The organism is Xanthomonas sp. NCPPB 2933 (genome assembly GCF_056725225.1).
In genome coordinates, this window is the sequence record NZ_CM161518.1 from 2,592,939 (window position 1) to 2,618,136 (window position 25,198).

Genomic DNA, 25,198 nt, shown 5'->3' on the forward strand with positions numbered 1-25,198 from the left:
GAAGCCCCTCTCCCGCCGGGAGAGGGGTTGGGGTGAGGGTACGGTTCCCGGGTACTGACAAGTGCGCGGCTGTTGGTTACTGGCGTCGGTGAGTGGCGGCAGCGCGACCGGGGACTGGCTCCTCGGCTCGGTCAGACATCCTGTCTGACTCGCCGCGCGGCACATCCCTGTGCCGCTCTCCGCCAATCCCCGGCCACGCTGCCGCCTCGGCAAGTCGCTGTCATGCACTAGTCAAGGCAAGCGAATTCTCCATCCTGTTTCAAGACCTACGGGATTCTCGATGACAGCAGCAGATCAGGGATCTGTTGGTGTGTCGTGGTACGCCGAAAACGCCACCGCCACGTAGCGCTCGAGTCTTGAACGTCATGAGCCGCCTGAAGCCCCTCTCCCGCCGGGAGAGGGGTTTGGGTGAGGGTACGGTCGCGTACTGCCAAGTCCGCGGCAGTTGATTACTGGCTTCGGTAAGCGGCAGCAGCGCGGCCGGGGATCGGCTCCTCGGCTCGGTCAGACATCCTGTCTGACTCGCCGCCGCGGCACATCCCTGTGCCGCTCTCCGCCAATCCCCAGCCACGCTGCCGCCTCGGCGAGTCGCCATCATGATCTTGATCAGGTAAGGCAATTTTTCAAAGCTTGGCGGCGGAGCGTGCCCGACAGTAATCGCTGCTCTACGTTCCGCCAACATAGGAACATTCGAAGAGTGGTTCGCGGGCGCCGGGGCAGGACCTTACACGACATGGATGTCGTGTAAGAGCCCCCATGGATGGGTTCACGGCGTGTCCTGCCCCGGCGCCCGCGGGCCGCTCCCACGCACAAGATCAAGGCGCCAGCCAATCAGGCTTTCATCGAGCAACCAGCTTTCTTCACGCAGAAGCCCGGCCTTACAAGCCGCTGGATGCGGCGCCCAGAAATCAGCCCGCACGCACCTGTCGAACGATCGCCGCCGCCTTGGCCGAGCTTTCCTTGACCTTGTCCCACTGACCCTGGGCCAACCAGTCTTTGGGCACCATCCACGAGCCGCCGATGCACACCACGTTCGGCTGCGACAGGAACTCTGCCGCGTTGGCTTCGCTGATGCCTCCGGTGGGGCACAACTTGAGCTCGGACAGCGGACCTGCCAGGCCTTTGAGCATCTGCAAGCCACCCACGGCGGTGGCCGGGAACAGCTTGCACACGCGGAAGCCCAGGCCCATCAGGGTCAGCAGTTCGGTCGGCGTGGCCGCGCCAGGCACGGCCGGGATCGGCGCGTCGGCGAGCAGGCGTGCCAGCGGCGCGGGGGTGCCTGGGGTGACCAGAAAGTCCGCACCGGCATCCACCGACTGACGCAGTTGCAGCTCGCTCAGCACGGTGCCGGCGCCGATCACGATGTTGGGTAGCTCGCGCTTGAGCATGGCCAGCGCTTCGATCGCGATCGGGGTGCGCAGGGTCAGCTCGATCGCGGGCAGGCCGCCTTCGAGCAGCGCATCGGCGACGCGGCGCGCCTGGTCCAGCGTGTCCACGGTAACCACCGGCAGGATGCCGGCGTCGCGCAGCAGCTGTTCGGCGGTGTTCTGGGTCTGGGCAATCGTCATTGCAACTCCGTTAGACGGCGACCGCCAGGCGGTCGCTGAGAGGGAAGGGGATCAGGCGTCCTTGGACTCGTGCGGCGCGGCAGCTGCGGCAGCATCGGCACCGAGTTCGTACTCGGCGTCGTAGCTCCACAGCGCGCCGTCCTGATGGGTCGGGCCACAGGAAATCGAGATCGCGCCCTGGTCGGCCGGGCCCACGACCTGGCGGTTGATGCCGAACAGGTTGCGGCCCAGGTCATTGCCGGCCACCGTGGTGTTCGGTGCGACTTCGCGCGATGCCCATTCTTCGGCCGAGACCAGCACTTCCAGCGTGCCGGCTTCGCCATCCAGGCGCACGATGTCGCCTTCGCGCACGCGCCCGATCGGACCGCCGCGTGCGGCTTCCGGGGTCATGTGGATCGCGGCCGGGAATTTGCCCGAGGCGCCGGACAAACGGCCGTCGGTGACCAGCGCCACACGCCGGCCCTGGTTCTGCAGCAGGCCCAGCAGCGGTGCCATCGAATGCAATTCCGGCATGCCGTTGGCGCGTGGGCCCTGATAGCGCAGCACCACCACAAAATCGTGCGGCAGCACACCGGCGGCATGCAGTTTGTTGAGCACCTGCGGGGTATCGATCACTACCGCCGGCGCCTCGATGGTGCGGTGTTGCGGCTTGACCGCCGACAGCTTGATCAGCGAGCGGCCGAGATTGCCGCGCAGCAGACGCAGCCCGCCTTGCGATTCGAATGCGGCGCTGACCGGACGCGCCACGCTGTCGTCGGCGGTGGTCGCAGTGCCGGGCACGTACACGACCTTGCCGTCCTGCAGCCGCGGCTCGTTGGCGTAGGCACGCATGCCGCCTTCGACCACGGTGGGGATGTCGTCGTGCATCATGCCGGCGTCCATCAGCTCGCGGAACACGAATGCCGTGCCGCCAGCGGCCTGGAAGCGGTTCACGTCGGCTTCGCCGTTCGGGTAGACGCGGGTCAGCAGCGGCACGGTCTGCGAGATCAGATCCATGTCGTCCCAGGTCAGCACGATGCCGGCCGCGCGCGCCACCGCAATCCAGTGGATGGTGTGGTTGGTCGAACCGCCGGTGGCCATCAGCGCGACCACGGCGTTGACGATGGCGCGCTCGTCGATCAGGCGGCCGAACGGGCGGAAGTCCTGACCCAATCCGGAAATCGCCAGCGCACGCGCGGTCCCCTCACGCGTCAGCGCATCGCGCAACGGCAGTTCCGGGTTGACGAACGAGGCGCCGGGCAACTGCACGCCCATCGCTTCGAGCAACACCTGGTTGGAGTTGGCGGTGCCGTAGAAGGTGCAGGTGCCGGGCGAGTGGTAAGACGACGACTCGGCCTCCAGCAGCTCGGCGCGGGTGGCTTCGCCGGCGGCATAGCGCTCGCGCACTTCGGCCTTCTGTTTGTTCGGAATGCCCGGCGTCATCGGGCCGGCCGGCATGAACAGCGCCGGCAGATGCCCGAACGCCAGCGCGCCGATCAGCAAGCCCGGGACGATCTTGTCGCACACGCCCAGATACACCACGCTGTCGAACATGTCGTGGCTGAGGCCGATGGCCGCGGCCTGGGCGATGTTGTCGCGCGAGAACAGCGACAGCTCCATGCCGGCACGGCCCTGGGTCACGCCGTCGCACATCGCCGGCACACCGCCGGCGACCTGCGCGGTGGCACCGAGCGCCCGCGCGGTCTCGCGGATCAGCTGCGGGTAATGCTCGAACGGCTGATGCGCCGACAGCATGTCGTTGTAGGCGGTGATGATGCCGAGGTTGGGCGTGGCCGCACCACGCAGGCGCGACTTGTCGGTCGGCTCGGACGCGGCAAACCCATGCGCAAGGTTGCCGCAGCTCAAACGGCTACGGAACGGGCCCTCACGCAGGGCGGCATCGAGACCGGCCAGATACGCCGCGCGCGACGGCGCGCTGCGCTTGCGGATACGGTCGGTGACAGCTTGGATATTCGGATGCAGGCTCATTGGCTACCGGCTATGAGAAACGGGGGGAAGAAAATGCTGTTTTAATTCCCCGCACACGGATGTGCGGGCTGTTGCGAGGGACTCGCATTAATGATTCGCACTCAAGCACACCAATGCACCCGCAAACGCGGACCCGGCTGCTGTAACGCCACCCGGATCGGATATTCGCTGACATCGTCACCCGCCAATGCGGCTTGCAGCACGTCGAGCTTCTGCTTTCCGCGCAGCAATAGCAGGCGGGTCGGGATCGCAGCGAGCCCGGCCGGCGTCAGCGTGATGCGCAGCGGCCACTGATTGGAGCCCGGGCAGCCGGTGGCATCCAGTGAAGCGTACGGCTGCGGGCTGGCCAACGCCTTGGGCAGATCGGTGGCGCCGGGAAACAGCGAGGCGGTATGCCCATCGCCGCCCATGCCCAGCACCGCCAGGCAGGCGGGTTCGGCATGCGTGGCCTGCAGGTTCGCGGTGTGCACGCACTCGGGCAACTGCTTGCCCGGGCGCACCAGCGGGATGAAGGTCGCTGCCGGCGCATGGCTCAGGAAGCTGTGATTCACCAGCCAGGCATTGCTGTCCTGATCCTGCGGCGACAGCCAGCGCTCATCGACCAGGCCCACTTCCACCCGCGACCAGTCCAGCGAACGGTGGGCGAGGGATTCGTACACCGGCGCCGGCGTGGTGCCGCCGGACAGCAGCATGCGCGCCTGACCGCGGCGCGAAATCTCCTTCTCCAGCAGATCGGCCATCTCGCTGGCCACCGCCTCGGTCCATTCGGCCGGGTCTTCGTAGCGCACCAAGGTGATGCGCGGATTGTCCTGCAGGCTCATCGCTGCTCTCCTGGATGCTGACGCTGCGCATCCACCGCATACGCGGCGGCGCCGAGCAGGCCGGCATGCGGATGCATGACGGCCAGCGACGGCACCCGCGACATGATCGCGGAGAAGCGTCCCTTGTGTTCGAAGCGCTGGCGGAAACCGGAATGCTGCAGCGAATCCAGCACCTTGGGCACCAGCCCGCCGGTGAGGAACACGCCATCCCAGGCGCCCTGCATCAACACCATGTCGCCAGCGATCGCACCGAAGATGGCGCAGAACAGATCGATGGTGCGCGACGAGCGCGGGTCGCCCGCAGCCGCACGCGCGGTGATGTCCTTGGGCTGCAGCGGGCCCGGGTCGACCCCGGCGATCTCGCTGAGCGCACGATGGATGTTGACTAGGCCCGGCCCACAGATCAGGCGCTCGTTGGAAACCCGGCCGAACTGCTCGGAGAGGATTTCCAGGATGCGGATTTCTTCCGGCGTACCCGGCGGAAAGCTGACATGGCCGCCTTCGGTTTCCAGCGGAAAACAGCGCCCGTTGCGCACGATCAGGCCGCCCACACCCAGGCCAGTGCCGGGGCCGATCACCCCGTAATTGCGCGGTTGATCGATCGCCGCCGGCTGCCAGCTGGCGCCGCCCACCTGCACCACGTCCTGCGGACGCAGCAGGCTGATCGCCATGGCCTGCGCGGCAAAATCGTTGATCAGGTGCAGGGTGCTGAAGCCCAGCATGGCAGCGGTGCGCGAGCGCGAGATCACCCATGGGTGGTTGGTGATGCGCGCCTCGTCGCCATCCACGCGGCCAGCCACGGCGAATACGCCCTGGGTAGCCTGCACGCCGATCTGGTCGAGGTAATACCGTGCGGCTTCGCCGAGCGAACCGAAATCGACCACCGCAAATTCGCGCGAGGTGTCATCCAGCAGCGGTACCGAGGCGTCGACGTCGGCCAGCGCGAAGCGCGCATTGGTTCCGCCGATATCGGCAACCAGCACCGGCTTGGAAGGAGCGGTCATGCGGTGTATCCCTGTGCGTCGGTGGCCGGGGGCAGGAAGGGCGCCGCGCTCTCGGGTCCCCAACTGCCGGCCGGGTAGGTCTGAAGCGGCAACTGCGCGTCTTTCCAGGCATCGCTGACGCTGTCGATCCACGACCAGGCCGCCTTGACCTCGTCATCGCGCACGAACAGCGCCGGGTTGCCGTTGAAGGCATCCACGAACAGGCGCTCGTACGCGATGCGGCGGTGCAGGCCGGTCGGGACCGACAATTCCAGTTCCAGCGGCTGCAGTTCGATCGCGCCCCATTCCGGGCCGGCCAGACTGCTCATCAGGCCGAGTTCGATATTTTCCTGCGGCTGCAGCTGGAAGGTCAGACGATTAGGCACCGCGTTCTGGCGATCCGGGCGCTCGAACAACCAATGCGTCACCGGCTTGAGCGTGACCACGATGCGGGTGGAACGCTCGGCCAGGCGCTTGCCGGTGCACAGGTGGAACGGCACGCCGGCCCAACGCCAGTTGTCGATATGCGCGGTCACCGCAACGAAGGTCTCTACATCGCTGCCTTCCGGCGGGTGATAGGCCTGCGCCGGCTGGCCGTTGATGCTGCCGGCGGTGTAGCGGCCGCGTACGCTGTCATGGGCGGCGTGTTCGGCGGTCATCGGGCGCAGGGCGCGCAGTACCTTGACCTTCTCGTCGCGGATGCGGTCGGCTTCCAGCGACGCCGGCGGCTCCATCGCCACCAGACACAGCAGCTGCAGGATATGGCTCTGCACCATGTCGCGCAGTGCGCCGGAGCGGGCGTAATAGGCATCGCGCCCGTCCACGCCTTCGCTTTCGGCCACCAGGATCTGCACCGACTCGATGTAGGTGCGGTTCCACACCGCCTCCAGCAGCGTATTGCCGAAGCGCAGTGCGATCAGGTTCTGTACCGCCGCCTTGCCCAGGTAATGGTCTAGGCGGAACACGCGGTCTTCGTCGATCAGCGCGCCGATCGACTGCAAAATCTCGAGCGCGCTATCCGAATCGTGGCCGATCGGCTTTTCCAGCATCAATCGATGCGGGGCGGCCAGCGCACCACCCAGGGCCAGACCCTGACAGGTGCTGATGTACAGGCCCGGCGGAATCGCCAGGTAGCTCACGCACTGGCGGCTGGACAGCTCGCGCACGGCGTTGGCCACCGATTCGGCATCGCGCAGATCCACCGAGCGGTAGTCGACCCGCTGCAGCAGCGTTTCGATCTGTTCGGGCGTGGCGATCGGCAAGGCCTGGGTCAGACGCGGCCGCAGCACCTCGCGGAAGGCCTCGGTGTCGTGCGGCGACAACGCCAGCGCACGGATACGGAAATCCTCCGGCAGCAGGCCGTCGACGAACAACCGCAACAGGGAAGGAAACAGATAGCGCTGGGCAAGATCGCCGGTGGCGCCGAACAGGATCAGGGTGTTGTGCATGGACCGAATTTCAGATTCTGGAGACATCGTTATCAGCAGCTTGTCGGAAAGGCGCCGGACAGCCGGCGGTCGGTACGTCTGTTCCTGAGCGACACTGACGTGCGCGCAGCGGAGGATGGACGCGCACGCCCAATCCCCGATTGTTGCAGCAAGTGGCCGTCAGCGGTTAGCGCTGCGGCGGTAGACCTGCACATGCGTGGCGAAATGCCTGGCCTCGCACGGTAGGCTGCACCGCTTGAAACAGCGGCGTGGGTAACTGGCGTCATGGTCCCTCCCGAGATCGATGTTGCCATGTGAAAACGATTACATGTCAGAATAAACCAATGCATTCGTTTGCAGGAGATTTCCTTGCAGGCGCATGTGGCGTCACCGCCGTCGGGAGGGCCGAGGGCAGGGCGCACAACTTACGTTGAGGCCGAAGATGGCGAAAGTGCAGTTGGAAGGTGTCCGCAAGGTCTACGAGAATGGCCAGGTCGCGGTGCAGGGGGCGAGCTTCGAAGTCGCCGATGGCGAGCTGATGGTGCTGGTCGGGCCATCCGGCTGCGGCAAGTCGACCTTGCTGCGCATGATCGCCGGGCTCGAGGACATCAGCGCCGGCACGCTGAAGATCGGCGAGCGCGTGGTCAACGACGTGGCACCAAAAGACCGCGACATCGCCATGGTGTTCCAGAGCTATGCGCTGTATCCGCATATGACCGTGGCCGAGAATCTGTCCTTCGGTCTCAAGCTGCGCGGCCATCCCAAGCAGGTCATCGCCGAACGCGTCAACAACGCCGCCGAGCTGCTTGGCCTGACCCCGATGCTCGACAAGCTGCCCAAGGCGATGTCCGGCGGCCAGCGTCAGCGTGTGGCACTGGGCCGGGCGATGGTGCGCGAATCGTCGGTGTTCCTGCTCGACGAGCCGCTCTCCAACCTGGATGCCAAGTTGCGCCACAGCGTGCGTACCGAGATTGCGCAGCTGCACCGCAAGCTCGGCACCACCATGATCTACGTCACCCACGACCAGGTCGAGGCGATGACGCTCGGCCAGCGCATCGTGGTGCTCAAGGATGGCGTGATCCAGCAGATCGACAGCCCGATGGCGCTGTACGACCGCCCGGCCAATCTGTTCGTGGCCGGCTTTCTCGGCAGCCCGGCAATGAACATGCTGCAGGGACGGCTGGACGAGCAGGACGGCCTGCATCTGGTCATGGCCGACGGCTGGCGTGTGCCGCTGGGTGCGGCGCAGGTGGATCGCAGTTGGTTCGGTCGCGAGGTGATCGTCGGCGTGCGTCCGGAGCATCTGCAGCCGTCGAGCGATGCGCTGCTGGGCTTCGAGGCGAAGGTGGAAGTCATCGAGCCGGTCGGCAACGAGATCTTCCTCAACCTGGATCGTGGCGGTCAGCCGCTGGTCATCCGCGTCGCGCCGCAGGCCTTGCCGGCGGTCGGTCAGCCACTGCGCCTGGCGTTGCGTAGCGAGGCGCTGCACTTCTTCGACCCGGCCACCGGCGAGCGACTGGACCCGGCTTAACGCTCCAATCCGGGTGTCATGGCAAGTGGGCGTGCGCTGTGCGCGCCTGCTTGCAGTGTGGTAGTGGAGTCCAATGTCAGCTCCAACGGCAGCACCGCCAGTGCAAGAGTGCCGGCAACACTCACCAGCGTGCCGATGGCCGTGCCGTCCAGCGTGACCGCATCGCCCGTCTCGATGGCGCCATCGACTTCCAATAGCTGCAAGGCGCGTTTGGCCTTGCCCAGGAAGTGCGTGCGCGCGACGATTTCCTGGCCCGGATAACAGCCTTTTTTCACGCTGAAGGCGTGCAGGCGATCCAGTGCCAACTGTTGCGGTGTCCACTGCTCGCGTTGTGCGTCGGGCAGGCGGACCAATCCCAGTTGCAGATCGGCGCGGCGCCACTGCGCATCTACGCCTGGCAATTCGATAGGCGCTGCCAATGCCTGGTCGGTGTGCAACAGCAAGGTGCGGGGCAGGGCGGGCGTGCCCATATCCAATTCGATACGCTGCGTTCCGATATCGGCCTGTGTGCCCTGTGCACGTTGCGCTGCTTCGAATCCGCCGTAGGCAGATAGCGCTGCAACAACGATCTTGAGCTTGCGCCGGAACACGAAACGGCCCAGTTGCAAGGCGATCTCGGCCGCGTTGCCGTCGGGCAACAGCATCAATACGTGTGTGTCGTCCTCACGCAACAGTGCGAAGATGGCAATCACGCGCCCCTTCGCAGTCAACCACGCATTCCACTGCCACTGCCCAACCGCCAGCGCCTGTACGTCGTTGGCAAATTGCGCATGCGCGAACGCCACTGCATCCGTCCCGATCAAGCGGACGTATTGCATGTCGTGCAGGGAGCCAAAACCCTGCGGAATAAGATTCAGGTTGTCAGCCACGGAAGGGGAGGACTAAAATCGCACTGTTGTGAGACCACTATGATAGGCCATCCAACCCCCACCCCAGCGCAGGATTCCGAAACGCAGCCTTCTTCTCAGGAGCACATTCCCGAGAAGCAGCCACTGCCCAAGGAGATTGGTGGGCGCGACGGCCCTGAGCCAACGCGCTACGGCGACTGGGAAAAAAATGGACGCTGCATCGATTTCTGATCAGCTTTTAGCCACAGCGGCCTAGTGCCGCCCAGCCGAGATAATGAGCCCAGCGAATGGCGATCCGAGAACGTCCTCTTTCCCCGCATCTCCAGGTGTACCGCTGGCAGATACAAATGGTCACCTCGATCCTGCATCGAGCGACCGGCATCATTCTGTCAGGAGGAGCGCTGGTGATTGCCGCCGCTTTGCTGGTGTTGATGCTCGGCCAGGACCACTGGACCTGCCTCACCCAGCAGCTTGGCGCCTGGTATGGCCAGCTGTTCCTGTTCGGATGGACCTGGGCATTTGCCTACCATCTGTCCAACGGCATCCGCCATATCGTGCAGGACTTCGGGTATGGCTACAGCATTCCCGCCTTCGTTCGTAGCGGCTGGGCTTCGGTGCTGGTCAGCCTGCTGATCACCGCTGCGATCTGGGCCTATGTATTGATTGGAGCTGGCGCATGAACCGTTACCGCACCCCGCTGAAAAATGTGCGTGGTCTGGGCGCGGCCAAGACCGGCACCGAGCATTTCGTTCTGCAGCGACTGACCGCCACCGCGCTGGTGGTGTTGTCGATCTGGTTCCTGGTCTTCGTGCTGAGCCTGCTCGGTTCGGACTACCCGACCGCCGTTGCGGCCGTGTCCAAACCCTGGAACGCGATCTTGCTGGTCGGCTTCCTGGTGGCGATGTTCTGGCATGCGCAGATCGGTCTGCAGGTCGTGCTCGAGGATTACATCCACAACTCGTTGCTGGCGCTGGCGTTGCAGACCACGGTCAAGTTCGTCGCCGCGCTCGGTGCGATCGTCAGCATTTTCGCAGTGGCGCGCATCGCGCTGGGCGGTGCCTGAGTCATCGGGCACCCAGAACAGGAATCCAGATTAGATGTCCGCTTATAAGATTACAGAACACAAGTACGACATGGTCGTGGTGGGCGCCGGCGGCGCCGGCCTGCGCGCGACGTTCGGCCTGGCCCAGAAGGGCCTGCAGACGGTCTGCCTGACCAAGGTTTTCCCGACCCGGTCGCACACCGTGGCAGCGCAGGGCGGCATTTCCGCCGCGCTCGGCAACATGGGCGAAGACGATTGGCGCTACCACTTCTACGACACCATCAAAGGCTCCGATTGGCTGGGCGACCAGGATGCGATCGAGTACATGTGTCGTGAAGCGATCCCGGCAATTATCGAGCTTGAGCACTACGGCGTGCCGTTCTCGCGTACCGAAGAGGGCAAGATCTATCAGCGCCCGTTCGGTGGCATGACCACCAAGTACGGCGAAGGCCCGTCTGCACAGCGCACCTGCGCGGCGGCCGACCGGACCGGTCACGCCATGTTGCACACGCTGTATCAGCAGTCGCTGGCGCATAACGCGCGTTTCATGATCGAGTACTTCGCGCTCGACCTGATCTTCGACGAAGAAGGCGTCTGCCGTGGCGTGCTTGCGCTGGACATGGCCGACGGCACCTTGCATCTGTTCCGCGCCCACGGCGTGGTGCTGGCGACCGGCGGTTATGGCCGTGCCTACTTCAGCGCCACCTCCGCCCACACCTGTACCGGTGACGGCGGCGGCTTGGTGATGCGTGCCGGCCTGCCGGTGCAGGACATGGAGTTCGTGCAGTTCCATCCCACCGGCATCTACGGTGCGGGCTGCCTGATCACCGAGGGCGTGCGTGGCGAAGGCGGCATTCTGCGTAACAGCAACGGCGAGCGCTTCATGGAGCGCTACGCACCGCATTACAAGGATCTGGCATCGCGCGATGTGGTCTCGCGCTCGATGACGGTGGAGATCCGCGAAGGCCGTGGCGTGGGCGAGCACAAGGATCACATCCTGCTCGACCTGACCCATCTCGGCCCGGAAGTCATCAACGAAAAGCTGCCCGGCATTGCCGAAAGCGCGCACATCTTTGCCGGTGTGGACGTGACCAAGCAGCCGATTCCGGTGCTGCCGACCGTGCACTACAACATGGGTGGCATTCCGACCAATTTCTACGGCGAAGTCGTGCGCAAGCAGGGCGACGACCCGGATGCGGTGGTGCCTGGCCTGTACGCGATCGGCGAAGCCGCCTGCGTGTCGGTGCACGGTGCCAACCGGTTGGGTTCCAACTCGCTGCTGGATCTGGTGGTGTTCGGCCGTGCGGTGGCAAACCGCTGCGCCGAGACGGTCAAGCCCAACCAGCCGCACAAGACGCTGCCATCGGATGCCTGCGACAAGGCGCTCGGTCTGCTGGACAAGTTGCGCTACGCCAACGGCTCTACGCCGACCTCGGTGATCCGCGACAACATGCAGCGCACCATGCAGTCCGATGCTGCGGTGTTCCGCACCAGCAAGACGCTGAAGGAAGGCGTGGACAAGATGGCCGAGATCTTCGCCACCTTCGAAGACGTCAAGGTGTCCGACCGCTCGCTGGTCTGGAACTCGGATCTGATCGAGACCTACGAGTTGAACAACCTGCTGCTCAATGCGGTGGCGACGATCAATTCGGCCGAGCAGCGCAAGGAAAGCCGTGGCGCGCATTCGCACGAAGACTTCCCGGACCGCGACGACGTCAACTGGCAGAAGCACACGCTGGTCACCGTCGACGACAAGGGCAAGTGCGAGTTCGAATATCGCCCGGTGCACATGTACACGCTGAGTCAGGACGTGGATGTCGTCCCGCCGAAGCCGCGCGTCTACTAATCGATGCGTATGCAACGCTCCCTCGCTGCATTGAAGCCTGTCGCCGGGTTGTCCTGGCGCAGCGGCAATCGCTTGCAGCGGTCGGGGCGTTTCATCACGCAGGGGCAGGGCCGGCAATACGCCGGTCTCTGCACCGCCGCTTCGGTGGCGGGATCCATCGTCTTTACCTTCATGCGCACGGTGCGGCTGTCGTTCGCACCGCGCATCGCCTGAGCCAACGAGAGCAGCTATGGCAGAGTTCACCCTCCCCAAGAATTCAAAGATCGGCAAGGGCAAGCATTACCCTGCACAGGGCGCCAAGAACACGCGCACCTTCAAGGTCTACCGCTGGGATCCGGATGGCGACGCCAACCCGCGGACCGACAGCTATGAGATCGATCTCGACAAGTGCGGCCCGATGGTGTTGGACGCGCTGATAAAGATCAAGAACGAGATCGACCCGACGCTGGCGTTCCGTCGTTCGTGCCGCGAAGGCATCTGCGGTTCGTGCGCGATGAACATCGACGGCACCAACACGCTGGCCTGCACCAAGGCGATCGATGCCTGCGGCAAGGCCGAAGTGCCGATCTATCCGCTGCCGCACATGAGCGTGATCAAGGATCTGGTGCCGGATCTGACGCATTTCTACGCGCAGTACGCGTCGATCAAGCCGTGGATCCGTACCCAGACGCCGCCGCCGCCGGATCGCGAGCGCCTGCAGTCGCCGGAAGATCGCCGCAAGCTCGATGGGTTGTACGAATGTATCCTGTGCGCCTGCTGCTCGACCAGCTGCCCAAGCTACTGGTGGAATGGCGAGCGTTATCTGGGCCCGGCGATCCTGCTGCAGGCGTACCGCTGGATCATCGATTCGCGCGATGAAGACACCGGCGCGCGTCTGGACGATCTGGAAGATCCGTTCAAGCTGTATCGCTGCCACACGATCATGAACTGCGCGCGGACCTGTCCGAAGGGACTGAACCCGGCGCTGGCGATTGCCGAAATCAAGAAGTTGATGATGGCGCGCCGCGCCTGATCGCAAGGCAATGCCGCCCCGCCTTGGCGGGGAGGTGGTTCACAGCGGCACCGGCCCTTGGTCTGGTGCCGCTGTCGTTTTCGGCGCCGCGTCAGGCGAGGAGAGTGAGATGGACGAAGAAACCCTGCTGAAAAAACTGCGCTGGCGCTGCCGGCGCGGTATGCGCGAGCTCGATCAGTTGTTCGGGCGCTATCTGGATCAACGCTGGGCGCAGGCGTCTGAATCCGAGCGCGCGGTTTTCCTACAGCTGCTGGATTGCGAAGACGATAAGTTGTGGCGCTGGTTCATGGGATACGAGGCCTGCCCCGATGCCGACAACGCCGCACTCATTGCCGATATCCGCGCCTTGCCAGCTTGAATGGCGGCCTTCGCGCGGGATGGGTTGCGCATTGAGCGTGTTGAACGCGCTGGCGCTTTGGGCGGTCTGGCGTAGCGGGGTGCCGGTGTGGCTGGCAGCGGTGTTGTCTGCCTACGCGCTGTTGGCCAGTGGACGAACGTTGCGCATGCTGTTGCGTTCGCCAGTGCGAGAAGTGATCGTGCCCTGGGGCGAAACGCCCGCCAGCGTTGACGGCGCGCAGGTGCAAAGCCTGCAGGTCGCATGGCGCGGGCCGATCGCCGTGGTGTCGTGGACGCGTCTGGATGCACGCCGCGAGCGCCTGCATTTCTGGCCTGATACGTTGCCGGCAGCGCAGCGACGTGAACTGCGTCTGGCCGCTCAGGCACACGCCATTTCGTCCGGGCCGCCGCAAGTGGCACCATGGCGTCCCTTTCCTGGTTGAACCGCATGTTCAAACCTATCCCGGTTGCCATCGGCTTGCGCTATCTGCGTGCCAAACGGCGCAATGGCTTCATCTCGTTTATCTCGATGGCATCGATCCTGGGCATTGCCCTGGGGGTGACGGTGCTGATCACCACGCTGGCCGTGATGAGCGGTTTCCAGAAGGAAATCCGCGATCGCCTGTTGCAGATGGCCGCGCATGCGACGGTCAGTGCGGACGGCGCGCCGATGCGCGACTGGCAACACGCGGTCGAGGTCGCCACCGCCGATCCGCGTATCGCCGGTGCCGCCCCCTACATCGAGACCGAATCGTTGCTGCAGGGCCCGCGCAAGCAGCCGGCCATCGTGCGCGGCATCATTCCTGCCGAAGAAGGCAAGGTCTCGGTGCTGGCCAAGAAGATGCAACAGGGCTCGGTGGATAGTCTGACCCCCGGTTCCTACAACATCGTCATCGGCAAGGAGCTGGCAATCTGGCTGGGCGTGGACGTGGGCGACAGCATCGTCGTGTTGCTCAGCGACACCCAGGCCACGCCGCTGGGCGCGATGCCGCGGCTCAAGCGCTTCACCGTCAGCGGTATTTTCGAGGCGGGCTACAACGAGATCGACCGCGGTCTGGCGGTGGTCAACATGCAGGACCTGGCGCGCGTGCTGCGCATGGATGGGGTCACCGGCGTGCGGCTGCGGCTGCACGATATGGATCAGGCCTGGACGGTGGCGCGCGATCTTGCGATCAAGTTGCATGGTCCGTACCGGGTCAGCGACTGGACCCAGGAAAACGCCAATCTTTATCACTCGTTGAAGATGGAAAAGACCGTGATGGGCATCCTGCTGTCGCTGATCGTGGCGATGGGCGCGTTCAACCTGGTGTCTTCGCAGGTGATGCTGGTGACCGACAAACAGGCCGATATCGCGATCCTGCGCACGCTGGGCCTGTCGCCTGCGGGCGTGATGCAGGTGTTCATGGTGCAGGGCTCGCTGATCGGCTTCATGGGCACGATCATGGGGGTGATCGGCGGCATCGTGCTGACGCTCAATCTCGAGCGCATCCTCGGGGTGATCGAGACGATCTTCAACGTCAAGCTGTTGCCGGAGGACGTGTATTACATCACCGGCCTGCCGACCGATATGCAGACCCAGGACGTGGTGGTGATCACCGTGGTGGCGTTGGTGATGAGCTTTCTGGCGACCTTGTATCCGGCGTGGCGCGCCTCGCGTACGCAGCCGGCGGAGGCGCTGCGTTATGAATGAGAACCGGGAATCGGCCGTGCAAAAGTCAGGTCAAGCAGAGGCGGTGATCCGCGCCGAGGGTCTGGCCAAGACCTACGCCGAAGGCAAGATGCGCACGCCGGTGTTCGATGGATTGGACCTGTCGGTGGCGACCGGCGAAACGGTGGCGATCGTCGGGGCGTCCGGCGCGGGCAAGAGCACGTTGTTGCATCTGCTCGGCGGGCTGGATATTCCGACCTCGGGCGAGGTGTATGTGGCCGGTCGGCGCATGTCGGCACTGTCCGATGGCGAGCGCGGCAAGCTGCGCAATCAGGCGTTGGGCTTCGTGTACCAGTTCCATCATCTGCTGCCGGAATTCACCGCGTTGGAAAACGTGATGATGCCGGTGCTGTTGTCCGGCAAAGAGGTGTCGGTGGCCAGGGCGCAGGCATTGCAGTTGCTGGAGTCGGTCGGGCTGGGGCATCGCATCGAGCACAAGCCCAGCGAGTTGTCCGGCGGCGAGCGCCAGCGTGCTGCCGTGGCACGTGCGCTGGTGAACAAGCCGGGCTGCGTGCTCGGCGACGAGCCCACCGGCAACCTGGACGACAAGACGGCGGAGACCGTGTTCGAGCTGATGCTGGAACTCAATCGTGCCCAGCGCACCAGTCTGGTCCTGGTGACGCACGATCGCAGCCTGGCGCGTCGTCTGGATCGCGTGCTGGAGCTGCATCAGGGCAAGCTGCGCGAGTTGGCGCCGTCTGCGGTGTAAGCAACGCCCAGCCGTCGGAATCTCTGGCGGCTGGGTCATATTGAACTCCGGATTTCAGTTTGAAAATCCTGATTCCGGTTGCCGATGTATCGGTGCGATGCATTAGCCGGCTAGCGCAGCAACACGCTTGCTCACGATGTGGTGCTCGCAAGCGCTATCGAGTCAACCGGCGCTTCGACAACACGCGGTCGCCGCCACGCATGTGACGGCGACCTTGCGCATCAGGGAATGACGCGCTGCGCCCGCAGCCGTGTGAAAAGCTCCAGGAACGAGGCGCGGCTGTCGTAGAAGTCCAGAAAGCCCAGCTCGCGGCTCTTGGTCATATCGTTGACGCACTCGATCTCGCGGCCCAGGTCGGCGTCGGTATGCCACCACGATGCCAGTCGGTTGACGTCGGCTTCCGCCAAACCATGCTGCTTGGCGATATCTGCCCACACGGCCGGCGCGGTCTCGCTCAGGCGTGCTTCCAGCGGTGCCGGCGTTTCGGGGCAGGGCAGAACTTCGAGTTCGAAGAAGTCGGCAATCTGGCCCCACATCCAGCGCCAGCGGAACACATCGCCGTTGACGGTATTGAAGGCCTGATTGCGTGCGGCCGGACTCAAGCCGGCCCAGGCCAGCTGCCGGCCGAGCAGGCCGGCGTCGGTGAGATCGGTGAGGCTGTTCCATTGCGCTTGCGAGCCGGGGAACACGAACGGCTGACCGGTGTGTTTGCACAGCGACGCGTACACCGCCAGCGTCACGCCCATGTTCATCGCATTGCTGCCGTTGGCCATGCCGATCATGGTGTGCGAGCGATGCACGCTCCAGCCGAAGCCGTGTTGCTCGGCGTTCGCGAACAACAGATCTTCCAGCGTGTAGTAGAAGTTTTCGCCAGGCTGGCGCGGCTCGCTTTCGCGAAACGGTGTTTCGGCCTTGCCGCTGCCGTAGTTCTCGAACGCACCCAGATAGTGCTTGGTGCCGGTGACCAGCGCCATGTGCTGCAGCGGTGCATCGCTCAACGCCTCGCACAGATGCCGCATCATCGCGCCGTTGGCCTCGACGTTTTCGCGCTCGGTATCGCGACGTGTCCAGGTGCAGAAAAACACGTGGGTGATCGGCAGGCCACGTAGCGCGTTGGCGGTGCTCTCGGCATCCAGCAGATCGGCTGCCACCGGAATCACGCCGTCCTGGGCGAGCGGACGCCGTGCCAGGCCGTAGACGGTCCAACCATCGGCGACCAACACGTTGGCGAGGTTGTAACCAGAAATTCCGGTCACGCCGACAATCAATGCAATGCCTTTACGCATGGGGGAGCTCCTCGAAGACAGCGTTGAACATAGCGCTGCGGCCATGAAATCGAGGCGAATGCATGCCGGAGTGATGCGTGTGTCACGTGCACAGCCGTCTTCCTACCCGCCAATGCGCCGATCCCCGCTGTGGTCAAGCTGTGCGAGCAACTAGCTTGAGTCGGTGGATGGACCACAGACGGGAGGCGACCGGCAGCATGGATGTGTCAGCACCAGTGCCGTCGGCGCCGCGCGCCGGATCGGCGGTCGCCGCTGCAGCGGCGTTGCTGCTGGGCGTAGTGGTGTGCGCCTGGTCGCCTGCGGTGTTGCCGCGTGCGGTCTACGCGATCTTTGCGTGTGCAGGTGGGCTGGGTATCGGCTTGACCCTGTGGCTGCGGCCGCAGCGGATCTTGTTGTTGCTGGCGACGACAACGGCACTGTGCGGCTTCGGTCTGATGGGGTGGCAGGTCGCCAGCACCTTGCAGGCGCAGCTGCTCCCGCAAGACGAAGCGCGCGAGCTGGCTGTGCGCGGCCAGATCGTCGGGCTACCGGTGGCCGAGCAACGACGCACGCGCTTTCAGCTGCGGGTGGATGACGACCACACACAACCCGCATCGCTACGCGGCAAGCTAGTGCAGTTGGCCTGGTACGACGACTTCGGTGCCGAACACATCGGTCCACGCGCAGCACTGCGCGCCGGTGCAGGTTGGCGATTGCGCCTCAAGCTGCGGGCGCCGCGTGGCCTGCGCAATCCCGGTGGGTTCGATGCCGAACGTCAGGCACTGGCGCAGCGCATTGCCGCGACCGGTTACGTGCGCGTCCCTGCTGCCGCACGGCAAATCGCGGCACCGCGTGGCGTGGATGCCTGGCGCGAACGCATGTCGCAGCGGATTGCCGAGCACGTGCCCGGGCCTTCAGCGCCTTATCTGCGCGCACTTGCGCTAGGCGACACGCGCGGGCTGGACGATGCGGCCTGGGCGACGCTGCGTGCGACCGGGCTCAGCCACCTGATCGCAATCTCCGGATTCCATGTCGGATTGGTCGCCGCGTTCTTCGCGATGCTGGTGGCCGGACTCTGGCGAGTGTGGCCCGGTCTGGGAACGCGCCTTCCACGCCTCCACGCCGCGGCCATCGCGGCATTACTCGCCGCCGCTGCGTACGCGGTGCTGGCAGGATTGGCGCTGCCCACCGTGCGCACGGTGTTGATGATTGCCGTGGTCGCGCTGGCGCGGGTGGTGCGCCGCCGTGCCACGACCGCGCAGATCCTTGCGCTCGCCTTGTTGGCTGTCGTGCTGTGGGACCCGCTGAGCGTGCTGGTCGCCGGCTTCTGGCTCAGCTTCGCCGGTGTGGCCTGGTTGGTGTGGTGCCTGCCGTCCGACGATCGCGCCATCCTGCGCGGCTTTTTATCGGCGCAGACCGTCGCCACCGTCGGCCTGCTGCCGCTGACGGTCAGCCTGTTCGGGCAGGCGTCGTTGGTCGGGCCATTCGCGAATCTTGTTGCGATCCCATGGTGGACCTTCGTGGTGGTGCCGCTCGCCTTGCTGGGCACGGCGCTCGAAGCGCTCCATCCAGGCGCGGGCGTGTGGGCATGGCGATTGGCCGGCTGGTGTTTCGAGCTGACCTGGCCGGGCTTCGTCTGGCTTGGGCAGACCCCGGTGGCGTTGTGGTGGGTGCCCGAATCCGATGCGATAGCGCTGGTGTTGGCCTTGCTCGGCGCGTTCTGGCTGTTGCTGCCGCGCGGTACGCCCGGCAAGTCACTGGCCTTGCTGTTGTGGTTGCCACTGCTATGGCCCGACCGCGAACTGCCTGCAGCCGGCGAGGCGGATGTGCAGGTGCTGGACGTGGGGCAGGGCCTGGCGGTGCTGGTGCGCACGCAACGGCATGCGCTGTTGTTCGATACCGGCCCTGCAGTGCGCGATGGCTTCGATGCCGGCGAGCGGGTGGTGCTGCCGGCATTGCGGGCGCTCGGCCTGCGCCGCCTGGATGCGATCGTGCTCAGTCATGCCGATGCCGATCATGCCGGCGGCTACGCGGCGGTACGTGCGGGATTGCCGGTTGCCATGACCACCGCGCCGCCGGATGCACCGCTGGACGTCAGCACGCGCTGCCATGCCGGCCAACAGTGGGAATGGGACGGCGTGCGCTTTCGCTTCCTGCATCCGAGTGCCGGTTTTCCGTATCTGCGCAATCAGTCCAGCTGCGTGCTGCGAGTGGAGACGTGGTATGCAAGCGCGCTGCTGCCGGGCGACATCGGCGAGATCGTCGAACGTCGATTGATGCATGGGCATCTGTCCGAGCTACGCGCCGATCTGGTGATCGTTCCGCACCATGGCAGCGCAGACGGCTCGCATGCCGGGTTCATTGCCGCGACCGGCGCGCGGCTGGCGCTGGTGTCTTCCGGGCACGGCAACCGCTTCGGCCACCCGCGTGCGGAGGTGGTGCAGCGCTGGCAGGGCAGTGGCGCCGAGCTGCTCGACACTGCGCAGGCCGGCGCGATCCGGGTCTGGCTGGGCGCCGACGGCCTGCAGGTCCGCGAGCGACGGCGCTGGCAGCCGCGGCTGTGGGATGCTGCAGAACGGCGGCGGTCGGCTGCTATCCTATCGGCCAGCGAATAGGCGGCCGCGTTGCCGGAGGAATCGAATCGTGTTGGAGCTGGTCAAGGCGGGCGGTTGGCCGATGGTGCCGTTGCTGTTGCTGGGCGTGATTGCCCTGGCGATCGTGCTGGAGCGTCTGTGGAGCCTGCGCCGCAACGAGGTGACTCCGCCAGGTCTGGGCGAAGAGGTCCGCAACTGGGCCGCGCGCGGCAAGCTGGATCCCGGCCATATCGAGTCGCTGCGTGGCAATTCGCCGCTGGGCGCCTTGCTCGCCGCCGCGTTGGACGTGCGTGGCCGCCCGCGCGAGTTGATCCGCGAACGTATCGAAGACACCGGCCGACATGTGGTGCATCGCATGGAGCGCTATCTGAATGCCTTGGGCACGATTGCCTCGGCCGGGCCGTTGCTGGGTCTGCTGGGGACCGTGGTTGGCATGATCCAGATGTTCATGGGCATCCTCGATCACGGCGTTGGCGATGTGAACCAACTGGCTGGCGGCATCGGCAAGGCCTTGGTGTGCACGGCAACCGGCATGATCATTGCGGTGCCCGCATTGATGGCGCATCGCTTCTTCAAGGGCCGCATCGCCGGCTACATCATCGAGATGGAGCAGGAAGCCACGTTGTTGCTGGATACGATGGATGGACGTGCGATGCCGGTCGCTGCGGCACCGGTTGCGGCGGGTACCAAGCCCGTCATGGCAAAGGGCTGACGGATGCGCATCGGCAGTGACCGAAGCCAGGACGAGCCGCATATCGACCTGGTGCCATTGATTGACGTCATTCTTGTCCTCATCATCTTCTTCGTGGTGACCACGACTTTCGACGCACGCTCCACGCTGCAATTGCAGCTGCCGACTGCCAGCGACCAACACAGCAGTGCGCCGCCACGTGCGTTGAGCGTGCTGGTCAATGCCGATGGGCATTACTTCATCAACGACCAGGAAGTGCTGCGCTCGGATGTGGATTCGCTCAAGCAGACCATCGCGCAGATCGCCGGAGATGACCGTGAGCAGACGGTTCTGATGCGCGCCGATGCGCGTACGCCATATCAGGCCGTAGTGACCGCGCAGGATGCCCTGGGGCAACTCGGCTTTCGGCGCATCGCGATTGCGACTGCGCCCGAAACCGGCACTTCCGGTACTACCGGCACGACAAGCAAGCACGGAACCCGCCAGTGAACATCTCCAACGACCGCCCGGCGCCAGTATCGTCCTGGCGCACGTACCGTCGCCTGCTGGCCTTCGCCAAGCCGTACCGTCTGTTGCTGATCGCCGCGCTGATTGCCGCGCTGGTCGAAGCGGCGGGCACTACCGGCTTTCTGGCGTTGATGAAGCCGATCACCGACGAAACCTTCATCTACAAAAACGCCGAAGTCAGTCGCTGGCTGCCGGTGCAGATCATCCTGTTGTTTGTGGTGCGCGGCATTGCCGGTTACATCACCGATATGGCGATGGGCAAATCCGCACGCAGCATCGCGCGCGATCTGCGCGTTAAGGTGATGTCCAAGTATCTGCGCCTGCCGGGATCGCGGTTCGATTCCGAGCCGGTGCCGTCGATGCTGATCCGCCTGGGCTCGGACTCCGATCAAGTGGCGCAGGCGGCGGTGGATGCGGTCAAGGTGATGATCCAGCAGTCGTTGCAGGTGATCGGTGCGTTGGCACTGATGCTGTGGCATAGCTGGCAGGTCACGCTGACCATCCTGGTGCTGGCGCCGGTGCTGGCGTGGGTGATGGACAAGGTGGCGCGGCGATATCGCCGCATCAGCCACAGCATCCAGGAGAGCGGCGCGCATCTGTTGCAGGCAGCCGATCAGACCTTGTCCAGCCATCAGGAGGTCAAGATCTACGGCGCACAACAGACCGAAATGGAGCGCTACGGCGCGCTGGCCGACCGCAATCTGCGTCTGGCGATGAAGGTCGAATCCACGCGTGGCATTTCCACTGCCACGGTGCAGATGATCGGTGCGATCGGTTTGTCGGCGCTGTTGTTCGTGGCCGGTGCGCAGGCACTGGCGGGGCGGCTGACTGCAGGCGACTTCGTGGTGCTGATGACCTCGATGCTGACGATTATTCCTGGCCTCAAGCAGCTCACCAATGTGCAGAACATGGTGCAGCGCGGCCTGGCGTCGGCCGAGCGCTTGTTCTCGGTGCTCGACAGCCCCGACGAGCCGGACCAAGGCGCCATCCCGCTCAAGCGTGCGAAGGGCTTGATCGAATTCCGCGATGTCACCGCGCGCTATCCGGGTCAGGTGAATCCGGCGCTGGCGGAGGTGAGTTTTGTTGCGCAGCCGGGCACGGTGACGGCGATTGTCGGGCGCTCGGGCAGCGGCAAATCCAGCCTGATCAAGCTGATTCCGCGCTTCTACGAGGCCGAGGCCGGGCAGATCCTGCTCGACGGTCATCCGGTGCAGGCGTACTCGCTGGCCGATCTGCGCCGGCAGATCGCGCTGGTCGGCCAACAGGTGATGTTGTTCGACGGCAGCATCGCCGACAACGTGGCCTATGGCGAAATGCGCAGCGCAGATGCGAGCCAGTTGGAGCGCGCGATTCTGGGTGCCAATGCGATGGAGTTCGTCGCGCAGTTGCCGGACGGCTTGCAATCGCACGTGGGCACCAAGGGCGGGCGTCTGTCCGGCGGGCAGCGCCAGCGCCTGGCGATCGCGCGCGCGATGCTCAAGGATGCGCCGATCCTGATTCTGGACGAAGCCACCGCCGCGCTGGACAACGAGTCCGAGCGGCTGGTGCAGGATGCCTTGCACAAGCTGATGCCGGACCGCACCACGCTGGTGATCGCGCACCGCCTGTCCACCATCGAACATGCCGATCAGGTACTGGTGATGGATCAGGGCCGCATCGTCGAGCGTGGTACGCACAGTGAATTGCTGGCGCAGGGCGGGCTGTATTCGCACCTGCACGGCATGCAGTTCCGCGAACGGCAGGCATGAGCAAGCGCGGCGCCCGCACGCCGGGCTATTGGTACGACAATGCGCCGATTCCGCTATCGGCGCGCATGCTTGCGCCGGTCTACGGTGCCGCCATCGCGCTGCGACGCGCTCTGTATCGCCGCGGCTGGCGCAAGCGCCACGGCGTGCCGGTGCCGGTGATCGTGGTGGGTAACGTCACTGCCGGCGGCACCGGCAAGACGCCGCTGACGATCGCCTTGGTGACCAAATTGCAGGAAGCCGGTTGGACGCCGGGTGTTGCCAGTCGTGGCTATGGCCGCGACGAATCGGGCACGGCGCGTTGGGTCGAAGCGGACACGCCTGTGGCGCTCGGCGGCGACGAGCCGGTATTGATCGCCTGGAAAACCGGCGCGCGCGTGCGCGTGGATAGCGATCGTCTGGCCGCGGCACGCGCACTCGTCGAAGCAGGTTGCGACATCGTCGTCTGCGACGATGGGTTGCAGCATTACCGGCTTGCGCGCGATGTGGAAATCGAAGTGGTCGATGGTCAACGCCGCTACGGTAACGGGCGCCTGCTGCCGGCCGGGCCGCTACGCGAGCCTGCAGCGCGTGCGCGCGATTGCGATTTCCGTGTGGTCAATCTGGGGCAGGGCAGCGCTGCGGCGACACCGCAAACGCCTGAAGACGCCGGTTTTGGCGAGTGGCAGATGCGCCTGAGCATCGACAGCGTGCAACCGATGGATGGCAAGCGTGTGCAGCCGTTGAGCATGCTTGCCGGGCAACGCGTGCACGCGGTGGCCGGGATCGCGCATCCGGAACGCTTCTTTGCGATGCTGCGCGCGCGCGGCATTGGCGTGGTGCCGCATGCCTTCCCCGATCATCACGTGTATCGCGCTGCGGATTTCAGTTTCGGCAGCCGCTTGCCGGTGCTGATGACCGAAAAGGACGCAGTGAAGTGCAGGCCGTTTGCCGACGAGTGGTTGTACAGCGTGCCGCTCAAGGCGGAGTTGCCGGCCGCGTTCTGGGTGAGTTTGCTGGATCGTCTGGACAAGTTGGCGAGTCGGCAGGGTGTGTGAGTGCGGTTTTTCTGGCAATGGTGATCTTGGTTCGGCTGCAGGGTCCTTGCCCGCCCACCGTCGCGGGACACGCCGCAAGTACATCCATGTAGGCTCTTACGCGGCATCCATGCCGCGTAAGGTCCCGCGACGGTGGGCGGGCAAGGACCAGTCGAGATGGTCGGTGTGCATGTGCGAGCAGTGTATGCAGCGGCGTCCTAGTGATGTAGCGCATCGCTGCTCCAACCGAATACCGTTATTTCGCTCAATCACATAGATACATCATGCGATTCGGTTATTTCGTTTCTCCAATTTTTCCTGCATCCCAGAGCGCGTACGCATGACCACCACAACGCCTGCAGATTTCGTCGTCGCCATTCCCGCGCGCTATGCCTCCACGCGGTTGCCGGGCAAGCCACTGCAATTGATCGGCGATCGCCCGATGATCCAGCATGTGGCCGAGCGGGCGCTGCTCGCAGGTGCGCGCGAGGTCTGGGTGGCCACCGACGATGCGCGGATTGCCGAGGCGATCGAAGGCCTGGCCGGCGTGCATGTGGCGATGACCGGCAGCGAGCACATGTCCGGGACCGACCGGCTTGCCGAATGTGCACGGATCGCCGGCTGGGAGGTCGAGACCTGTGTGGTGAATCTGCAGGGTGACGAACCGTTTGCGCCTGCTGCCGGTATCCGCGCAGTCGCCGAGCTGCTGCTGCGCTCCGGTGCTGAAATGGCTACGCTTGCCGCGCAGGTGGATAGCGCGCACGAGCTGTTCGATCCGAATGTGGTCAAGCTGGTGCGCACGGCGCACGGCGACGCGCTGTACTTCAGCCGCGCGCCGATTCCCTGGCATCGCGACAGCTTCGCCAATGAGCGTGAGACCTTGCCCGATGCCGGTCAGTGGCTGCGCCATATCGGTATCTACGCGTACAGCGCCGGATTTCTGCAGCGTTTTGCGGCGATGCCGCCCGGCCTGCTGGAGCGCATCGAGTCGCTGGAACAATTGCGCGTGATGGAGGCAGGCTACCGCATCGCAGTGGCGTTGACGCCGGAGCAGTTTCCGCCCGGCATCGATACGCCGGACGATCTGGCGCGTGCGCAGACGCGGGTGGCGTCGGCATGAAGGTACTGATCGTGTGTCTGGGCAACATCTGCCGCTCGCCGATGGGCGAGGGCGCCTTGCGTGCGCGGCTGGACCAAGCGCGGTTGTCGCGGCGTGTCGAGGTCGATTCGGCCGGCACCGGCGACTGGCATGCCGGCGAGCCACCCGATCCGCGCGCCATTCGCTGCGCACGCGGTCATGGCGTGGATATTTCCGGATTGCGCGCCCGTCAGGTGCGTGCAGCGGACTTCGAACACTTCGATTGGGTGCTGTGTGCCGACAACAGCAATCTGCGCGATCTGCAGCGGCTTGCTCCGGCGCCGCTGCGCGACAAGGTCGCACTCTGGCTGCCATGGGCGGGCGTTGCAGAGCGCGACGAGATCCCCGACCCCTACACCGGCGGCATGGACGATTTCGAGCATGCCTGGCAGCTGGTCGACACCGCTGCAAGCCAGACCGTGGCCAGGCTCACCCGCAGCTAA

Annotated in this window: 24 protein-coding genes and 1 pseudogene; 18 read left to right on the forward strand and 7 right to left on the reverse strand. The window is 65.0% G+C overall.

Translation table 11 applies throughout. From position 1 onward, the window contains the following. Positions 1 to 908: 908 nt before the first annotated feature. The 5 genes from AC1PLU_RS10710 to zwf form a co-directional block, all read right to left on the reverse strand. On the reverse strand, positions 909 to 1,568 hold the full coding sequence (locus AC1PLU_RS10710; protein ID WP_023904102.1) for a bifunctional 4-hydroxy-2-oxoglutarate aldolase/2-dehydro-3-deoxy-phosphogluconate aldolase: 660 nt from the start codon (positions 1,566 to 1,568) through the stop codon (positions 909 to 911). A gap of 51 nt (positions 1,569 to 1,619) precedes the next feature. Continuing rightward, a complete protein-coding gene (gene edd / locus AC1PLU_RS10715) occupies positions 1,620 to 3,536 on the reverse strand; it encodes a phosphogluconate dehydratase (RefSeq protein WP_023904101.1) in 1,917 nt (638 codons plus the stop codon). A 101-nt stretch (positions 3,537 to 3,637) separates the two neighbouring features. Then, on the reverse strand, positions 3,638 to 4,357 hold the full coding sequence (pgl, locus tag AC1PLU_RS10720; protein WP_481108404.1) for a 6-phosphogluconolactonase: 720 nt from the start codon (positions 4,355 to 4,357) through the stop codon (positions 3,638 to 3,640). Further along, entirely contained in the window at positions 4,354 to 5,361 is a 1,008-nt protein-coding gene (gene glk / locus AC1PLU_RS10725; RefSeq protein ID WP_481108405.1) for a glucokinase, read from the reverse strand. The genes pgl and glk overlap by 4 nt, the downstream gene beginning before the upstream one ends. Continuing rightward, the gene (gene zwf, locus AC1PLU_RS10730; protein ID WP_481108406.1) at positions 5,358 to 6,788 is read right to left on the reverse strand and encodes a glucose-6-phosphate dehydrogenase; all 1,431 of its coding nucleotides are present in this window, start codon (positions 6,786 to 6,788) and stop codon (positions 5,358 to 5,360) included. The genes glk and zwf overlap by 4 nt, the downstream gene beginning before the upstream one ends. 421 nt (positions 6,789 to 7,209) lie before the next feature. On the opposite strand from zwf, the gene AC1PLU_RS10735 reads away from it, so the two are divergent. After that, the gene (locus AC1PLU_RS10735) at positions 7,210 to 8,298 is read left to right on the forward strand and encodes an ABC transporter ATP-binding protein (protein ID WP_104592352.1); all 1,089 of its coding nucleotides are present in this window, start codon (positions 7,210 to 7,212) and stop codon (positions 8,296 to 8,298) included. On the opposite strand, the gene ygfZ is transcribed toward AC1PLU_RS10735, so the two are convergent. Next, entirely contained in the window at positions 8,295 to 9,167 is an 873-nt protein-coding gene (gene ygfZ / locus AC1PLU_RS10740) for a CAF17-like 4Fe-4S cluster assembly/insertion protein YgfZ (RefSeq protein WP_481108407.1), read from the reverse strand. The genes AC1PLU_RS10735 and ygfZ overlap by 4 nt on opposite strands. A gap of 39 nt (positions 9,168 to 9,206) precedes the next feature. Between ygfZ and AC1PLU_RS10745 the strand changes: the two genes are divergently transcribed. From AC1PLU_RS10745 to lolD, 10 genes are all read left to right on the forward strand, one after another. After that, positions 9,207 to 9,377, forward strand: a complete 171-nt coding sequence (locus AC1PLU_RS10745; protein ID WP_074057438.1) for a DUF1674 domain-containing protein — start codon at positions 9,207 to 9,209, stop codon at positions 9,375 to 9,377. Positions 9,378 to 9,433: 56 nt separating this feature from the next. Beyond that, positions 9,434 to 9,826: a succinate dehydrogenase, cytochrome b556 subunit gene (gene sdhC / locus AC1PLU_RS10750; RefSeq protein WP_205394632.1), complete on the forward strand. Its 393-nt coding sequence runs from the start codon at positions 9,434 to 9,436 to the stop codon at positions 9,824 to 9,826. After that, positions 9,823 to 10,209 (forward strand): succinate dehydrogenase, hydrophobic membrane anchor protein, encoded by a 387-nt coding sequence (sdhD, locus tag AC1PLU_RS10755; protein ID WP_023904094.1) that lies wholly within the window; start codon positions 9,823 to 9,825, stop codon positions 10,207 to 10,209. Before sdhC ends, sdhD begins: the two co-directional genes overlap by 4 nt. A gap of 34 nt (positions 10,210 to 10,243) precedes the next feature. Next, positions 10,244 to 12,034: a succinate dehydrogenase flavoprotein subunit gene (gene sdhA, locus AC1PLU_RS10760; RefSeq protein WP_023904093.1), complete on the forward strand. Its 1,791-nt coding sequence runs from the start codon at positions 10,244 to 10,246 to the stop codon at positions 12,032 to 12,034. Positions 12,035 to 12,043: 9 nt separating this feature from the next. Further along, positions 12,044 to 12,247, forward strand: coding sequence for a hypothetical protein (locus AC1PLU_RS10765; protein ID WP_374151394.1), 204 nt, complete (start codon positions 12,044 to 12,046; stop codon positions 12,245 to 12,247). A 16-nt stretch (positions 12,248 to 12,263) separates the two neighbouring features. Then, on the forward strand, positions 12,264 to 13,046 hold the full coding sequence (locus AC1PLU_RS10770; protein ID WP_006449601.1) for a succinate dehydrogenase iron-sulfur subunit: 783 nt from the start codon (positions 12,264 to 12,266) through the stop codon (positions 13,044 to 13,046). A gap of 109 nt (positions 13,047 to 13,155) precedes the next feature. Continuing rightward, entirely contained in the window at positions 13,156 to 13,404 is a 249-nt protein-coding gene (locus AC1PLU_RS10775) for an FAD assembly factor SdhE (protein WP_104592354.1), read from the forward strand. After that, positions 13,355 to 13,825 carry a YgfX family protein gene (locus AC1PLU_RS10780; RefSeq protein WP_043889228.1) on the forward strand — a complete coding sequence of 157 codons (471 nt, stop codon included), beginning with the start codon at positions 13,355 to 13,357 and terminating at the stop codon, positions 13,823 to 13,825. Before AC1PLU_RS10775 ends, AC1PLU_RS10780 begins: the two co-directional genes overlap by 50 nt. A 5-nt stretch (positions 13,826 to 13,830) precedes the next feature. After that, entirely contained in the window at positions 13,831 to 15,072 is a 1,242-nt protein-coding gene (locus tag AC1PLU_RS10785) for a lipoprotein-releasing ABC transporter permease subunit (protein WP_104550852.1), read from the forward strand. Further along, positions 15,065 to 15,799, forward strand: a complete 735-nt coding sequence (lolD, locus tag AC1PLU_RS10790) for a lipoprotein-releasing ABC transporter ATP-binding protein LolD (RefSeq protein WP_023904088.1) — start codon at positions 15,065 to 15,067, stop codon at positions 15,797 to 15,799. Before AC1PLU_RS10785 ends, lolD begins: the two co-directional genes overlap by 8 nt. A 221-nt stretch (positions 15,800 to 16,020) precedes the next feature. On the opposite strand, the gene AC1PLU_RS10795 is transcribed toward lolD, so the two are convergent. After that, positions 16,021 to 17,085, reverse strand: a complete 1,065-nt coding sequence (locus AC1PLU_RS10795) for an SDR family oxidoreductase (protein ID WP_481108408.1) — start codon at positions 17,083 to 17,085, stop codon at positions 16,021 to 16,023. Between the two features lie 167 nt (positions 17,086 to 17,252). Between AC1PLU_RS10795 and AC1PLU_RS10800 the strand changes: the two are divergent. The 7 genes and pseudogenes from AC1PLU_RS10800 to AC1PLU_RS10830 form a co-directional block, all read left to right on the forward strand. Beyond that, positions 17,253 to 19,814 (forward strand): annotated as a pseudogene (locus AC1PLU_RS10800) (DNA internalization-related competence protein ComEC/Rec2); the annotation flags it as partial. Further along, positions 19,708 to 20,370 (forward strand): MotA/TolQ/ExbB proton channel family protein, encoded by a 663-nt coding sequence (locus tag AC1PLU_RS10805; protein WP_115040087.1) that lies wholly within the window; start codon positions 19,708 to 19,710, stop codon positions 20,368 to 20,370. The pseudogene AC1PLU_RS10800 and the gene AC1PLU_RS10805, both read left to right, overlap by 107 nt. Before the next feature lie 3 nt (positions 20,371 to 20,373). After that, positions 20,374 to 20,838 carry an ExbD/TolR family protein gene (locus tag AC1PLU_RS10810; RefSeq protein WP_481108409.1) on the forward strand — a complete coding sequence of 155 codons (465 nt, stop codon included), beginning with the start codon at positions 20,374 to 20,376 and terminating at the stop codon, positions 20,836 to 20,838. Further along, on the forward strand, positions 20,835 to 22,604 hold the full coding sequence (msbA, locus tag AC1PLU_RS10815) for a lipid A export permease/ATP-binding protein MsbA (protein ID WP_481108410.1): 1,770 nt from the start codon (positions 20,835 to 20,837) through the stop codon (positions 22,602 to 22,604). Before AC1PLU_RS10810 ends, msbA begins: the two co-directional genes overlap by 4 nt. Further along, the gene (lpxK, locus tag AC1PLU_RS10820) at positions 22,601 to 23,638 is read left to right on the forward strand and encodes a tetraacyldisaccharide 4'-kinase (protein ID WP_176339967.1); all 1,038 of its coding nucleotides are present in this window, start codon (positions 22,601 to 22,603) and stop codon (positions 23,636 to 23,638) included. Before msbA ends, lpxK begins: the two co-directional genes overlap by 4 nt. Before the next feature lie 319 nt (positions 23,639 to 23,957). Beyond that, on the forward strand, positions 23,958 to 24,737 hold the full coding sequence (gene kdsB / locus AC1PLU_RS10825) for a 3-deoxy-manno-octulosonate cytidylyltransferase (protein WP_481108411.1): 780 nt from the start codon (positions 23,958 to 23,960) through the stop codon (positions 24,735 to 24,737). Beyond that, a complete protein-coding gene (locus tag AC1PLU_RS10830) occupies positions 24,734 to 25,198 on the forward strand; it encodes a low molecular weight protein-tyrosine-phosphatase (RefSeq protein WP_481108412.1) in 465 nt (154 codons plus the stop codon). Before kdsB ends, AC1PLU_RS10830 begins: the two co-directional genes overlap by 4 nt.